Source organism: Streptomyces sp. NPDC051364 (assembly GCF_040682115.1).
Taxonomy (GTDB): domain Bacteria; phylum Actinomycetota; class Actinomycetes; order Streptomycetales; family Streptomycetaceae; genus Streptomyces.
This window is the reverse complement of sequence record NZ_JBFBAH010000004.1, coordinates 496,803-513,021: the sequence shown is the minus strand read 5'-3', so window position 1 is coordinate 513,021 and position 16,219 is coordinate 496,803. Positions and strand designations below refer to the sequence as shown.

At 70.9% G+C, this 16,219-nt stretch carries 3 protein-coding genes; all 3 read left to right on the top strand.

The features are described 5' to 3' along the window. The first annotated feature begins 1 nt into the window (after position 1). A complete protein-coding gene (locus tag AB0M76_RS12060; RefSeq protein WP_365952741.1) occupies positions 2–11,485 on the top strand; it encodes a type I polyketide synthase in 11,484 nt (3,827 codons plus the stop codon). 478 nt (positions 11,486–11,963) lie between these two features. After that, positions 11,964–13,754, top strand: a complete 1,791-nt coding sequence (locus tag AB0M76_RS12055; protein ID WP_365952740.1) for an MFS transporter — start codon at positions 11,964–11,966, stop codon at positions 13,752–13,754. 183 nt (positions 13,755–13,937) lie between these two features. Continuing rightward, on the top strand, positions 13,938–15,965 hold the full coding sequence (locus tag AB0M76_RS12050) for an ATP-dependent DNA helicase (protein ID WP_365952739.1): 2,028 nt from the start codon (positions 13,938–13,940) through the stop codon (positions 15,963–15,965). The last annotated feature ends 254 nt before the right edge of the window (positions 15,966–16,219 follow it).

The following is a 16,219-nucleotide window of genomic DNA, read 5'->3' as shown; positions in this document are numbered from 1 at the left end:
CATGGACAACGAGCAGAAACTTCGCGACTACCTCAAGCGGGCAACGGTCGACCTGCGGGAGAGCCGTCAGCGTGTGCAGGATCTGGAGGAGCGCGCACACGAGCCGATCGCGATCGTGGGCATGGCGTGCCGGCTCCCGGGCGGTATTGCCTCCCCGGACGACCTGTGGGCGCTGCTGAGCGCCGAACGTGACGCGGTCGGTCCCTTCCCGGAGGGCCGCGACTGGGACCTGGAGAACCTGTACCACCCGGACCCCGACCACCTCGGGACCTCGTACGCCCGCGAAGGCGGCTTCCTGTACGAGGCGGACCGGTTCGACGCCGAGTTCTTCGGCATCAGTCCTCGCGAGGCGGCGGCGATGGATCCCCAGCAGCGCTTGCTGCTGGAGACGGGTTGGGAGGCCTTCGAACACGCGGGCATCGCCCCGACCGCGCTGAGGGGCACCCGTACCGGGGTGTACATGGGCGTCATGTACGACGACTACGGCTCCCGGATCCCCCAGGCGCCCGAGGACTTCGAGGGCTACCTGCTGACCGGAAGCGCGGGCAGCGTCGCGTCGGGTCGTCTGTCCTACACCTTCGGCTTGGAGGGGCCGGCGGTGACGGTCGACACCGCGTGTTCGTCCTCGCTCGTCGCGCTCCACCTCGCTGCTCAGTCGCTGCGTCAGGGTGAGTGCTCGATGGCGCTCGCCGGTGGTGTGACGGTGATGGCGACACCGGGCACGTTCGTGGAGTTCTCCCGGCAGCGCGGGCTGTCGCCGGACGGGCGGTGCAAGGCGTTCTCGTCGTCGGCGGACGGCACGGGCTGGGCCGAGGGCGTGGGCGTGCTGGTGCTGGAGCGGCTGTCGGACGCGGAGCGCAGCGGGCACCGGGTGCTGGCGGTGATCCGTGGTTCCGCGGTGAACCAGGACGGTACGAGCAGCCAGCTGACCGCGCCGAACGGGCCTTCCCAGGAGCGGGTCATCCGGGCCGCGCTGGCCAACGCGCGGCTGTCGCCGTCCGAGGTGGATGCCGTGGAGGCGCACGGTACGGGTACGCGGCTGGGTGATCCGATCGAGGCGCGGGCGCTGGTGTCCGCCTACGGCCAGGCCCGCGGGGACGACAACCCGTTGTGGTTGGGTTCTCTCAAGTCGAACATCGGTCACACGCAGGCCGCGGCGGGTGTCGCGGGCGTGATCAAGATGGTCATGGCGATGCGCAAGGGGGTCATGCCCTCGACCCTGCACGTGGACGAGCCGACCCCCGAGGTCGACTGGTCGGCGGACACGGTGAAACTGCTGACGCAGGCCCGGCAGTGGCCGGAGCTCGATCGTCCGCGTCGGACGGGTGTGTCGTCCTTCGGGATCAGCGGGACCAACGCTCACGTGATCCTCGAAGAGGCGCCGCGCGAGCGTGCTGCCGAACCGGTGACAGGGCCGGACGCCGCTGTACGACAGTCGGAGTCGGGCCAACCGACGCTGCCGGCACCGTGGTTGCTCTCGGCCAAGTCGCAGACCGCGCTGCAGGCACAGGCGACCCGGCTGCTGGCCTGGCTCGCCGACCACCCCGAGGCGGATGACGCCGATGTCGCTGCCGTCCTGACCGCCGCGCGCGCTCAGCTGGGTCGGCGCGGCGCGGTGCTCGGCGCCGACCGGGCCGGTCTGCTCGCCGGCCTCACGGCCCTGGCCGCGGGTTCGGCATCCCCGCATGTGGTGTCGGGTGTCGCCACCACCGGCGAGACGGCCTTCCTGTTCACCGGTCAGGGCGCGCAACGCCTTGGTATGGGCGCGGGGCTGGCCGCCGCGTTCCCCGTGTTCGCCGCTGCCCTCGACGAGGTGTGCGCGGAATTCGACGCCCTGCTGGGGGTATCGCTGCGCGAGGTCATGTTCGGCGGGACCGGTGGTGCCGGGGACAGCGTCGGCGACACGGAGCGCAAGGCCCTGCTCGACCGGACGGAACTCACGCAGCCTGCGCTGTTCGCGTTCGAGGTGGCGCTGTACCGCCTCCTGGAGTCGTTCGGCGTGACCCCGGACGTGGTGGTCGGGCATTCGATCGGTGAGCTGGCCGCGGCCTATGTGGCCGAGGTGTGGTCGCTGGCCGACGCGTGCCGGCTCGTTGCCGCCCGCGGTCGACTGATGGGCGCGCTGCCGACCGATGGAGCGATGCTCGCCGCCGCGGTGCCGGAGGAGCGGGCGCGGGAACTGCTCGCGGCCGGGACGGTCTCGTTGGCGGCCGTGAACGCGCCCGCGGCGGTGGTGTTCTCGGGCGAGACGGCGGCGATCGTCGCACTGGAGGACCAGCTGGCGGGCGAGGGTGTGAAGACGACCCGGCTGACGGTCAGTCACGCCTTCCACTCGGCGTTGATGGAGCCGATGCTTGCCGAGTACGAGCAGGTCGCCGGATCGGTGGTGTACCGGACGCCACGCATGGGTGTGTGCTCCACGGTGTCCGGGGAGCCGGCCGGCCCCGAGCTGCTGACGCCGCAGTACTGGGTGCGGCAGGTGCGCGAGGCCGTGCGGTTCGCCCCGGCGGTGCAGTCACTCGTCGACGCGGGCGTGCGCCGGTTCGTCGAGGTGGGTCCGGACGCGGTGCTGGCGGCGCTGACCCGCCAGACGCTGACCGACGAGGTGGCGTCCCGCTCGCTGGTCGCGGCGGGGTCACGGCGCGGCGTCGACGAGGTCGACCAGTTCCTGCGGTTGCTCGCCGCCGCCCACTGCTCGGGCATGACCGTCGACTGGGCGCTGCTGTCACCAGGAAGGCCGGCCACCCACCTCGACCTGCCCGTCTACGCTTTCCAGCAGCGCCGTTACTGGGTGCAGCCCGACGATGACGCGCTCGGTGACATGGGCCGCGCTGGTCTCTCCACGCTCGACCATCCGATGCTGCGCGTCGCCGCGCCGCTCGCCGGTCGCGACGAATGGCTGTTCAGCGGCAGGCTCTCCACCACCGACCAGCCGTGGATCGCCGACCACACGGCCTTCGGAGCGGTGCTTCTGCCCGGCACCGGGTTCGTGGATCTCGCGCTGGCCGCGGGTCGCCGCCTGGAACTGCCCGTCGTGGACGAACTCGTCCTGGAGACGCCGCTGCTGTTCGAGGGTGCCGCTGCCGTGGACGTGCAGGTCTCGGTGACCGAGCCCGACCACACCGGCCGTCGGCGCCTGTCGATCCACTCGCGTGCCGTCACCGGCACCGCGGGGTCCAACCCGGGCGAGCCGGACTGGACGCTGCATGCCACCGGCACCCTCGCCCCCGCCGACGGCATGACGCCGGCCTGGACCGACCCCGACTGGCCGCCGGCCGACGGCACGCCGATCGACGGAACGCGTCTGTACGACCGGCTCGCCGACCTGGGATTCGGCTACGGCCCGAGCTTCCAGGACGTGCGCGCCGCCTGGACCAGTGGTGACGACGTGTTCGCCGAGGTGACCCTGGGCGAGGCGACAGCGGGCCGGGCGGCGGGCTTCGGGGTGCACCCGGCGCTCCTGGACGCGACCTTCCACGCTGCCATCGACGTGCTCGCCGACGACCTCCCCGACGGCAGGCTGCCGCTTCCGTTCTCCTTCAACGGCGTCCGTGTGTTCCGGCACGGCGCCACCGCGGTCCGCGCCCGCATCATCCGTTCGGGTTCCGAGAAGGTGCGCATCGACGCCTGCGACGCCACCGGCGCCGCGGTGCTGTCGATCGACGCCGTGCTCGCCCGCCCCGCGGACGCGACCGCTCTCGCCGGTGCCCGCAGCCCGCTCTACGCCGTCGACTGGACGCCGGTGACGGCGCCTGCGGTGTCGGATCGGCAGCTGGTCGCACTGGGTCGACCCGTCGCAGGCTGCGCCGATACGTTCGAGGACGTCGCGGCGTTCGCGACAGGCGGGGGCCACACCGGCGCGGCTGTCGTCTGGTCGCCCGAAACGGCGTCGGCGGACGGCGACGACGTCCCCGCGACGATCCGCACCGCCGTGCACAACGCCCTCGCGGTGCTGCGCGACTGGCTCACCGAACCGGGCTGCGCCGACTCGACGCTGATCGTGCTGACCCGCAATGGGGCAGGTCTGCCCGGTGAGACGCCGGACCCCGCGGCAGCGGCCGTCCGCGGCCTGGTACGCAGTGCGCAATCGGAATACCCGGGGCGCATCGTGCAGGTCGACCTCGACGACAACGACCTCGCGGACCTGCACCGGCGGATCGCCGCCGCGGTCGCCGCGGACGAACCACAGCTCGCGGTCCGCGGCGGCGCCACGCTGGCACCGCGGCTGATTCGTGCGACCACCCGCGAACCGGCCGGCGGGCACTTCGGTGACGGCACGGTCCTGATCACCGGCGGCGCAGGCGGACTGGGCGCCGTCACCGCACGCCACCTGGTCACCCGGCACGGGGTGCGCAGCCTGTTGCTCGCCTCGCGCCGCGGCTTCGACGCGCCGGGTGTCGAGGAGCTGGTCACCGAGCTGACCGCGCTGGGCGCCGACGTACGCGTTGCCGCGTGCGACGTCAGCGATCGCGCCGCGGTCGCGGCGCTGCTGGAATCCGTACCGGCGCACGAACCGGTGACCGCTGTCGTGCACACCGCGGGCGTGGTCGACGACGGCACCATCGAAACCCTCACCGCCGAGCAGGTGGACCGGGTGCTCGCCCCGAAGGTCGATGCCGCCTGGCACCTGCACGAGCTCACCCGCGACATGGACCTGTCGGCGTTCGTGCTGTTCTCCTCCGCCGGGCCGCTGCTCGGCGGGCAGGGCCAGGGCAACTACGCGGCCGCGAACGCGGCGATGGACGCGCTCGCCCAGGCGCGCCGCAGCGCCGGTCTGCCCGCGCATTCGCTGGCCTGGGGGCTGTGGAAGCGCGGCATGGCCGAGGCATTGAACGACCCGGGTGCCGAACACCTGGTGCGTCAGATCCGCACGCGTCTCGGTCTGTCCCCGATCGAGCCGGACACCGGCATGCAGATGTTCGACAACGCGTTGACCACCGGCGAACCGATGCTGATGACCGCGCTGCTCGACACACCCGCCCTCACCGCGCTGGGCCGGCTCGGCACGCTGCCCGCGCTGCTGCGCGGCCTGATTCACGTACCGCCGCGCGGCCAGGTCGCCGACAGCCCGTTGCGCCAGCGGTTGCTCGACGCCCCCGCCGATCAGTGGGAGGCGCTGATCCGCAACGAGGTCCGCGCGATCGCCGCCGCGGTCCTCGGCCACGAGTCGGCCGACGCCATCGACCCCGAGACACCGTTCACAGATCTGGGCTTCGACTCGCTCGGCGGAGTCGAGTTCCGCAACCGGGTGACCGCCGCCACAGGTGTTCAGCTTCCGTCCACGCTGGTGTTCGACTATCCGACCGCCGCCGCTGTCGCGGGCTTCCTGCGCACCAGGGTCGACGGTTCGGAGCCGGCGCGACCGCGCCGCGCCTCGACCAGTGCCAAGGCCAGGGCCGACGAGCCGATCGCGATCGTCGGCATGAGCTGCCGGTATCCCGGCGGCGTCGAGAATCCCGACCAGCTCTGGGAACTGATCGAGGGGCGCGTCGACGCGATCGCCCCGATCCCGGGCGACCGCGGCTGGGACCTCGACCACCTGTACGACACCGACCCCGGCAAACCCGGCAAGATCTACACCCGAGAAGGCGGGTTCCTGCACGCCGCAGGTGACTTCGATGCCGCCTTCTTCGGAATCGGGCCCCGTGAGGCAGCGGCGATGGACCCGCAGCAGCGGTTGATGCTCGAGGCGTCCTGGGAGGCGCTCGAGGACGCCGGTATCGATCCGACCTCACTGCGGGGCAGCGATACCGGGATGTACGCGGGCGTCATGTACCAGGACTACGGCTACTCGGCGCGCGATGCCGCCGACGGTGCCGCGGAAGGCTATCTGGCGACCGGAGCGGCCGGCAGCGTCGTCTCCGGCCGGGTGTCCTACGCCCTCGGTCTGGAAGGACCCGCGGTGACGGTGGACACGGCGTGCTCGTCGTCGCTGGTGGCCCTGCATCTGGCGGTGCAGGCACTGCGCGCCGGGGAGTCGTCGCTGGTCCTGGTCGGCGGGGTGACGGTCATGTCGACCCCGCTGCTGTTCGTGGAGTTCTCCCGGCAGCGGGCGCTGTCACCGGACGGGCGCTGCAAGGCGTTCTCGAGTGCCGCGGACGGCGTCTCGTGGGCCGAGGGCGTCGGCATGCTCGCCCTCGAGCGGTTGTCCGACGCGCAGCGCAACGGGCGCCCGGTGCTGGCCGTGATCCGCGGCAGCGCGATCAACCAGGACGGTGCGAGCAACGGCTTGACCGCACCGAACGGTCCCTCCCAGGAGCGGGTGATCGCGCAGGCGCTGGTCAACGCAGGGGTGGCCGCGGCCGAGGTGGACGCGGTGGAGGCGCACGGCACCGGCACCACGCTGGGTGACCCGATCGAGGCGCAGGCGCTGATCAACGCCTACGGACAGGATCGCGCCGAGCCGCTGCGGATCGGGTCGTTGAAGTCGAACATCGGGCACACGCAGGCGGCTGCCGGCGTCGGCGGTGTGATCAAGATGGTGCAGGCGCTGCGGCACGAGGTGTTGCCGCCCACCCTGCACGTCGACGCGCCGTCGCCGCACGTGGAGTGGTCGGCGGGCGCGGTGCAGATCCTGACCGAGGCCGAGCCGTGGCCGGTCGGGGACCGTCCGCGCCGGGCGGGAGTGTCGTCGTTCGGGATCAGCGGGACCAATGCGCACGTGATCCTCGAAGAGGCGCCCGCGGTCCCGCCGCGGCCGGTCGATCCACCGCGCCCGGCGGCCTTGCCGTTGCTGCTGTCCGCGCGGACGCCCGACGCGCTGCGGAGCCAGGCGCGCCGTCTGTACGACGCGCTGCACGAACGTCCGGAGCTCGACCTGACCGACGTCGCGGTGACGCTGGCGCTGCACCGCGCGCAGCTCGAGCAGCGCGCCGCCGTCGTGGGCCCGGACCGGGAGACGCTGCTGGCGGCCCTGGCGCGCCTGGCAGCCGACGAGCCGGGACCGGGCATCGCCGGCGGCGCTGGTCGGACGGGCACGACAGCGTTCCTGTTCACCGGTCAGGGCGCGCAGCGGATCGGGATGGGCGCTGGGCTGTACCGGGCGTTCCCGGCCTTCGCCGCCGCGCTCGACGAGGTGTGCGCGGAATTCGACGCACACCTGGGGCATTCGCTGCGGGACGTGATGTTCGGCGCGCAGCACACCGGCATCGGGCAGGAGGCGAGTGAGCCCGACGCGCCGGCCGCCGAGAGCGGCGCGACCGCCGAGACCCTGCTGGACCGCACCGAGTACGCCCAGCCCGCGTTGTTCGCGTTCGAGGTGGCGATGTACCGCCTCGTCGAGTCGTTGGGCGTGACGCCGGACGTGGTGGCCGGGCATTCGATCGGCGAGCTGGCCGCGGCGTACGTGGCCGGTGTGTGGTCGTTGCCGGACGCGTGCAGACTCGTCGCGGCCCGGGGCCGGTTGATGGGGGCGCTGCCGACGGGCGGGAGCATGCTGGCCGCCGCGGTGCCGGAGGGGCGGGCCGTGGAGCTGCTGGCGGCGGGTCATGCCGATCCGGCCGCCGGCGCGGTCTCGCTGGCCGCTGTGAACGCTCCCGACGCGGTGGTCTTCTCCGGAAGCACGGAGGCGATATCGGCGCTCGAGTCGAGGCTGGTGGCCGAGGGCGTCAAGACCAGCAGGCTGCGGGTGAGCCACGCGTTCCACTCCGCCTTGATGGATCCGATGCTGACCGAGTTCGCGGAGACCGCCGCGGGCCTGATGTACCACGAGCCGCGCATACCTCTGTGCTCCACGGTCTCCGGCGCATTCGCCGGCGATTCGTTGGGTACGCCCGAGTACTGGGTACGGCAGGTGCGTGAGGCAGTGCGCTTCGCCCCGGCGGTGCAGTCACTGCTCGATTCGGGTGTACGCCTGTTCGTCGAGCTGGGCCCGGACGCGGTGCTGACGACCATGACCCGCGCCGCTCTGCCGGCAGACCTCGCAGCGCGCACGTCGGTGGTCGCGGGATCCCGTCGCACGGTCGCCGAACCCGAGCAGCTGGTCACCGCGCTGGCAACCGCGCACTGTGCGGGCCGGCCGGTGCGGTGGGCGGCCTACTTCGGAGCCCGACCGCAGGCACGGATCACGTTGCCCACCTATCCCTTCCAGCACGAACGATTCTGGCTGCTGCCCGCGGAGGCCGCTGCGCCGCTCGCCGGTGCCGACTCCGTCGACCATCCGCTGCTGCACGCCCAGGTACAGCTCGCCGGCAAGGACGAGTGGCTGTTCACCGGCAGGCTCTCGCTGCGCACACACCCATGGCTCGCCGACCACGCCGTCTTCGGCGCGGTCTTGATGCCAGGCACCGGATTCGTGGAAATGGCTCTGGCCGCTGGTGCCCGGCTCGGCGTGCCGCGCCTGGCGGAACTGGTGCTCGCGGAGCCGCTGGTTCTCACGCCCGACGGTGCCGCGGACATTCAGCTCGCTGTGGGTGAACCCGACGCCGATGGGCACCGGACCGTGGCCGTCCACGCCCGCGCCGCCGACGCCTGGGTGCTGCACGCCCGTGGCCTGCTCACGCCCGCCGCGCCGACCGCGGCGCCGGGCTGGTCCCAGGTGTGGCCTCCGGTTGCGGGCGATCCGGTCGACGGGCAGCAGGTGTACCGCGCACTCGGCGACCTCGGCTTCGGGTACGGCCCGGTGTTCCAGGGTGTTCGCGCCGCGTGGTCGCGCGGGGAGGAAGTGTTCGCCGACCTGGCGCTCGACACCGCCACCGCAGAGCGCGCCACCGCCTTCGGACTGCATCCGGCACTGCTGGACGCGGTGTTCCACGCGGCTGTCGATCCTCTCGCCGAGGGCGGGCCCGACGGCCGGGTGCCACTGCCTTTCGCCTTCGACGGCGTTCAGCTGGCACAGTCCGGCGTGGGTGCCTTGCGCGTCCGCATCGCCCGCACCGCACCGAACACCTTGTGCGTGGAGGCGGTCGACGCGACCGGTGCCCTCGTTCTGAGCATGGAGTCGGTGCGGGCCCGCCCGATCGAGCAGCAGGAGCTGGCCCGGCTGCGCGGCGCGGCACCGCTGTTCGACCTCGAGTGGGTCGCCGTGCCCGCTGCCTCCAAGGCGGACGCCGGACGCGTCGTCGTGCTCGGCGACCCGGCGACAGTCGAGGCCCCCGAGCCCCCGACACGCTGTGTCGATCTCGCGGAACTCGCCGTGCTGCGGGATGTTCCCGACACGGTGGTGTGGTCGGCGCCCCGCGGAACCGGTGCCGGCGCGGCGGACGTACACGCCGGCGTGCTGGCGACGCTCGCACTGTTGCAGGGCTGGATAGGCGCCGAGCATCCCGGCCGGCTCGCGATCGTGACGCACACGGCCGCCGGACTGCCCGGCGAGGAACCCGATCTGGTCGGAGCCGCCGTGGCGGGCCTGGTGCGCAGCGCACAGTCCGAGCACCCGGGCCGGTTCCTGCTCATCGACCACGACAGCGACGCCCTGCCGATCACGTCGCTCGCCGATGCCGTGGCCCAGGACGAACCGTACGTGGCCGTTCGTGGGGGTCGGCTCCTGGCACCGCGACTGCAGCCGCTGTCCGCCACCGAACCGGGCGCGCCACTGTCGTTCGACCACGGCACGGTGCTCATCACCGGCGGCACCGGCGGCATCGGCGCGATCGTCGCCCGACACCTGGTCGCAGCGCACGGCGCACGACGACTGCTGCTGACATCGCGGCGCGGTGCCGCCGCGGACGGCGCCGCCGAACTGGTCGCCGAGCTGACCGACCTCGGCGCCCACGTCCGGGTCGTGGCGTGCGACGTCACCGAACGCACCGCCGTCCAAGCCCTGCTGGCCGGCATCGACACCGACGCCCCGCTGACCGCCGTCATCCACGCGGCGGGCGTTCTGGACGACGGCACGATCGACACCCTCACCACCGCGCAGACGACACGGGTGCTGGCACCGAAGGTCGACGCGGCACTGCACCTGCACGAGCTGACCCGCGACCTGGATCTGTCGGCGTTCGTGCTGTTCTCGTCCGCGGCGCCGTTGCTCGGCGGGCAAGGACAGGGCAACTACGCCGCCGCGAACAGCGCGCTGGACGCGCTGGCACGCGTGCGGCGCAGCGCGGGCCTGCCCGCGCACTCGCTGGCCTGGGGACTGTGGACCGTCGGCATGGCAGGGATACTCAGCGGGGACGGCGCCGAGCAGTACGCCCGCCAGATCCGGGCCAGGCTGGGCCTGGTCCCGATCGACCCGGAGTCCGGGACGGCGCTGTTCGACAACGCCCTCGCGACCGATCGGGCGACACCGATGACGGCACTGCTGGACACGGCGGCGCTCACCGACCTGGCGCGCGGCGGCACACTGCCCGCGGTTCTGCGCGGCATGGTCCGGGTTCCCCAGGCCGCCGCGAGCACCGGTGTCAGCCTGGCGCGGCAGCTGGCCGCACTGCCTGACGCCGACCGTGACGGTGTGATCCTGCGAGAGGTGCGCAACGTCGCCTCGGCGGTCCTCGGCCACCTGTCCGGCGACGCGATCGACCCGCACGCGCCGTTCACCGAGCTCGGTTTCGACTCCCTCGGTGCCGTCGAATTCCGGAACCGGCTCGCACAGCTGACCGGGCTGACGTTGCCGTCGACGCTGATCTTCGACCACCCGACCGCCGCCGATGTGGCGAAGCTGGTGCGATCGCTGATCGAGGAATCCGACACCGGCGTGGTCGAGCAGGCACCGGCCGGCGTGCGCGGCACGATCACCGACCTGGTGTCGGCGGCGCATCGCCGCGGTGAGCTGGCAGGGGCGATGCCCCTGCTGATCGCGAGCTCGGCCCTGATGACCACGTACTCCGCCGACGAGGCCGCCGCACAGCGCCCGGCGGCGCAGCTCCTGGCGCGCGGCGCCGCGGCACCGGCACTGATCTGCATCCCCTCGTTCCTGGCGGGATCGGGCCCGCACCAGTTCGCCCGCCTGGCTCGCGAACTGGGTGGCGAGCGGCAGGTCAGTGCGTTGCGGCTGCCCGGTATGCGCGCGGGCGACGACCTGCCGGCGACATGGGCGGCGGCGATCGGGAGCCTCGCCGCGGCCGTCGCATCGGAACTCGAGCGAGGCCCGGTGGCGCTCATCGGCTATTCGGCCGGTGGTGCGCTCGCCCATGCGGTCGCCCGGCGGCTCGAGGACGACGGCGTTGAGCTCGCGGGCGTCGCGATGATCGACACCTACTCCCCGGAAGAGCACGAACTCAACCGCCTCGTGCTCACCAACGCGCTGGGGCAGATCCTGGCCCGGGACAACGCACTGACCCCCGTCGACGACCACGGCCTGGTCTCCATGGGCGGCTACGTGCGGATATACCCCGAGCGCGAGGCCGAGCCGATCGCCGCGCCGACGCTGAATCTGCGGGCCACCGTGACGCTGAGCAGCTTCGGGGACGTCGACCCCGTCCCCGACTGGCAACACCGTGGACCGGCCGAGTACATCGAGGCAGATCACTTCTCGATCATCGAGGAACAGGTGGCAGAGACCGCCGCGCACCTGCGGCGCTGGCTCGATTCGCTCAGCGGCCACTGATATCCGAACCGTCAGATTCGAGGACACATGACAGCCGAAAACACATGAAAGCCGAAAACGCATGACAGCCCTGAAAAAGCGCGGCGTGCGTACATTCGACGACGTTCACGCGGTCCGCCGCTATGTGCGGCACGACCCCGTGTCGACGGTCAGGTAATTCCCCGAATTCCCCACGATCCGCATGATCGGCGTCAGCCAATTCCCCACCCCTGTGGTCACGACTCCCCAGCGGGACGCTGACGCCGATCATGCGGCTGGCCAAGCTCGAACTAGAGCCTTCCCAGAGAATCGGTCGAGTTCCCCAAGAGCATGCCGCTGCCCGGGTTGAGGAGGGCCGATCGCGTTCCGCTTCTTCGGCGGTGTCCCGCGGCGCCTGGTGCCGGACGCACAGCCATACGACCGTGCTGGACAAACTGCGCGAACGCGGCACCCTTGCCCGAGGCGCCCACGGGCGACGCGGGGCGACAGCTCTGGAGACATGAAATCCGCTCAGTCGCAACCATCCGGAAGTGAAATCCTCAACTCGCAAATCCGCCAGAGGCACAAATCTGCTCGGTCTGCAAATCCAGCAGAGGCATACAGTTCGTCCGGCCGCAACAGTTTTGGCGAGAAATCCAAGCTTGACAGTGTTGTGGAGGTTGTCTATATTCCCATCGGCCAAGTCTCCGCCCATCGATATCCGAAGGTGTTCATGACCGTACCTCCCGCATTGCCGAAGCCCAGGCAGCAGTTAATTCTTTCCATTCTCATGCTGTGTTCGCTGCTGATCTGGATAGAAAACACCGTCCTGAGTACCACGCTGGAGACCCTTGCGGACCCAGTCCGTGGACTGGGGGCCGATCCCGGTCAGCTGCAATGGGCGACGGGTGCGTACACCCTGGCCTTCGCCACATTGATGTTCACTGCAGGCTCATTGGGCGATCGGTTCGGTCACCGGACCGTGTTTTCCAGTGGGTTGGTGATTTTCGCAGCGTCCTCGCTGTGGGCGGCGTACGCAAGCGATGTGGACCAGCTGATTGCGGCTCGAGCTGCGATGGGGGTGGGCAGCGCGCTGATCACGCCCGCCATGATGGCCATCCTCATGTGGACCTTTACCGGCCCCGCGCGGGCCGCCGCGATCGGCATCTTCTCGACGTCGGCCGGTGTCGGAATGGTTGCCGGCCCGGTGCTGGCGGGGCTCCTGCTCGATCACTTCTGGTGGGGCTCGGTCTTCCTGATCAATGTTCCGGTCGCGGCATTGGCGTTGGTCGGGCTCGTCGTGCTGGTTCCGAATTTCCGCAGCCCCACTCGGCGGCCACTGGACCCCGCTGGAATGTTGCTGTCGATCAGTGGGCTCGTGGCGTTGGCCTACGGGCTGATCCGGGCGGGGCAGGTGGCGGCGTGGAGTCGCACCGACGTGTGGGCGCCGATCGTTGTCGGACTGGTCCTGCTGGCCGTTTTCGTACTCGTCGAACTGCGCCTCAAGGCGCCCAGCTTTGATCCGCGACTGTTCGCCCAACGCGCATTCGGTGGCGGCAACGTGGCGCTCGGATTGCTGCTCTTCGGTGTGGCCGCCATCACCTTCTACAACGCGTTCTATCTGCAAGGCGCGCTCGCATTTTCGCCGATGAAGGCGGGTCTGGCCAATATCCCGACCGCACTCGGCGCGCTCGTGGGGGCGCCCCTTGCCGCGCGCCTGGTCCGCCGCCTGCCGCTCCGCCTCGTCGCCGTGCCGGCGCTCACCATGGCCGCGCTGACCATGGGCGGGTACGGGTTCCTCGGACTCCAGACGCCACTCGTCTGGATCGAGATCCTGTTGTTGGTACAGGGTCTCTCGATCGGCATGGTGATCGGCCCTGTTACGGCCGCACTGATCAGCGACCTGCCGTTGGATCAGGCCGGTGCGGGATCGGCCGTCACCAACACCGTGCGACAGACCGGCAGTGTGATCGGAATCGCGGTAGGCGGCACGATCATGTCGATCATGTACCGAGGCGCGATCGAACCTTCGCTGGAGGGTGCATCCGGTCCGGTGCAGGAGCAGGCGCGAGTCTCCGCCGAACAGGCCCGCCACGTCGCCGCCACCATCCACCAGCCCTCTCTTGCTCAGGCTGCCGACCATGCGTTCATCCATGCCATGCACGTCGGCGCGGGCTGGATCGCGGCCATCGCACTCCTCGGAGCAGCTGTGCTGCTGATCACCTTGCCTGCTGCCGGAAAGAAGAAGGCCCCGACACCGCAGCCGGACCACGAAGAGGCGCGCAGCGCCGAGCCTCGATCCACCGTGTGACGGGCTGTCTGCACAACATCGCCGGCATCCGAGGGAGGGCTCGGCAGCGGAAAACTTCACCAAGTAGGTCAAGGCCCATCTTTTGGGTGCTTTGACTCATGGTCTGGCGCGAATCGAAGGAGACCTCTGTTGGCGAAAATGAATGATCCCGCTGTGCGTGCGGTTGAATCGGAGCAGGATTATGTGTCCTCTTTGTACGAGTTGCTCACCGAGCGGATTTCCGAGGCGCGAGTACAGCGAGCGAGTGTACTGAAGGCCCCGGCGGAAAGCGCCGGTGAGGCATACGAGAGGGAAATCGCCGCCGAGCGTCTGGCCAAGGAAATCGGCCGGCTGGAGGGCGCCGAAAAGGGGCTGCTCTTCGGGCGCATCGACTGGACGGATGGCACGGCCCTGCGCATCGGGCGGATCGGACTGCATACGGAGGAGGACGACCTGCCTCTGCTCGTGGACTGGCGCGCGAACGCGGCGCGGCCCTTCTACGAGGCGACACCGGTCCACCCGATGGACCTGCGGCGGCGCCGGCACCTGCGCCTCGCGGAGCGCACGGTCATCTCGGTGAGCGACGAACTGCTGGACGGGACCGTCCCGACCGACGAGGACGTCGTGGGGGACGGCCCGTTGACCGAGGCCCTGTCGGCACGGCGTACGGGCAGGATGCACGCGGCCGTCGCGACGCTGCAGACCGAGCAGGACGAGATCGTCCGCTCCGCCCACCGCGGGGTGACCGTGGTACAGGGCGGGCCCGGCACCGGCAAGACGGTGGTCGCCCTGCACCGGGCGGCCTATGTCCTGTACGCCTTCCCGCGCGCCGCGGAGGAGGGCGTCCTGGTGGTGGGCCCCAACGCCCGGTTCCTCGACTACATCTCCCAGGTCCTTCCCTCGCTCGGAGAGAACGACGTCGTTCTGGCGACCTGCCCGGAACTGGCCGGAGTGTCCACGGACACGGTGGACCCGTTCGATACGGCGCGTCTCAAGGGCAGCTCCGACCTCGCCGACGCCTTGGCCGGCCTGCTGCGCGTCCACCAGGCCCCCGCCGGTGGCTTCACCGTGCGGGTCGGACAGGAACTGGTCCACCTCTCCGGCGAGGAAGTCGCCACGGCACGCGACGCCGCCGTGGCAGCCGTCCCGGGGCACAACCCCGCGCGCCAGGTGTTCAAGGAGCTCTTGGTCGACGCCGTCACCGACGCGATGCAGCGGGACATGGGCGACCTCCTGGAGCAGATCGACGCCGATGCCGAAAGGATGACGGGCCTCAACCTCGACCGGTTCACGGGAGCCGCCCAGCGCCGTGTCGAAGGCGCGCCCGATGCGGGTCCGGCCCACGAGCTGGACCTGGACGCCATCCGAGCCGATCTCCTCGACGACGCCGGCGTCGAGCGAGCGGTCGAGGTGTTGTGGCCGCGGCTGGTACCCGGTGACCTCGTGAAGGCGCTCCTGACGAACGCCGACGCCCTCGCCGAGCACCTGCCCCGCCTGACCGCGCAGGAGCGGTCCCTTCTGCTGCGCGGTCAGGACGCCCCGTGGACCGATGCCGACGTGCCGTTGCTGGACGAGGCGGCGAGCCTGGTCGACGGCCCCCCCGAGCGGACGTACGGGCACGTCGTCGTCGACGAGGCGCAGGAACTGACCGCCATGCAGTGGCGGATGATCGTCCGCCGCTGCCCGGCAAGGGCGATGACGCTGGTGGGTGACTTCGCCCAGGCAGGCCCGGTCGCGACAGCACGCGACTGGAAGGAAGCACTGAGCCCCCACGTCGGACCGCGGTTCAAACTGCACAACCTGACCGTCAGCTACCGCACCACGCAGGAGATTCTGGAGAGCGTCCGGGACCTGCTCACGCGGATCGCTCCGGACCAGAAGCCCACACGGTCACTGCGAAGCGGTGAGAGCCCTCGCACCGTGACCACGCCTCCGGACGGGTTGGCCACCGCCGTCGTTCAGGAACTCCGCGCCCAGAGCACCGCGCACCCGGGCGAGCTTCTGGGAGTGATCTGCGCGGACACCAGGGTGAGTGAGCTGACGGCCCAGGGCGTCGCTCACCACGCACGCATCGTGCCGGCGTCCGAAGCACGCGGCCTGGAATTCGACGGGGTCGTCGTCATGAACCCCGAGGAAATCATCACGACCCGCCCCGGTGGGGAAAGGGACTTGTACGTAGCCCTGACCCGGGCCACCAAGCGACTCTGCACGATCACCGTCCAGCCCGCCTGACGGCTCGGCGCCCGCGTCGTCGCCGCGGGCGCCGCCGGCGCGGTACGGACACCGGCCCGCGCGCACGGGGCTGCTCGCCGCCTCACCGCTCCTGGCCGCACCCGGCATCGTGCGGCCCGGTCCAAGCCGACGATGTTCAGATCCCCTCCGCGCAGCAGGGTGAAGTCGACGTCGAGCTTCGGGTCGTACGCGTCGGGTTTCCATGCAGAGTTCGTGCGTGCTGTACGGATGAAGTGTGCGAACAGCACGATGTA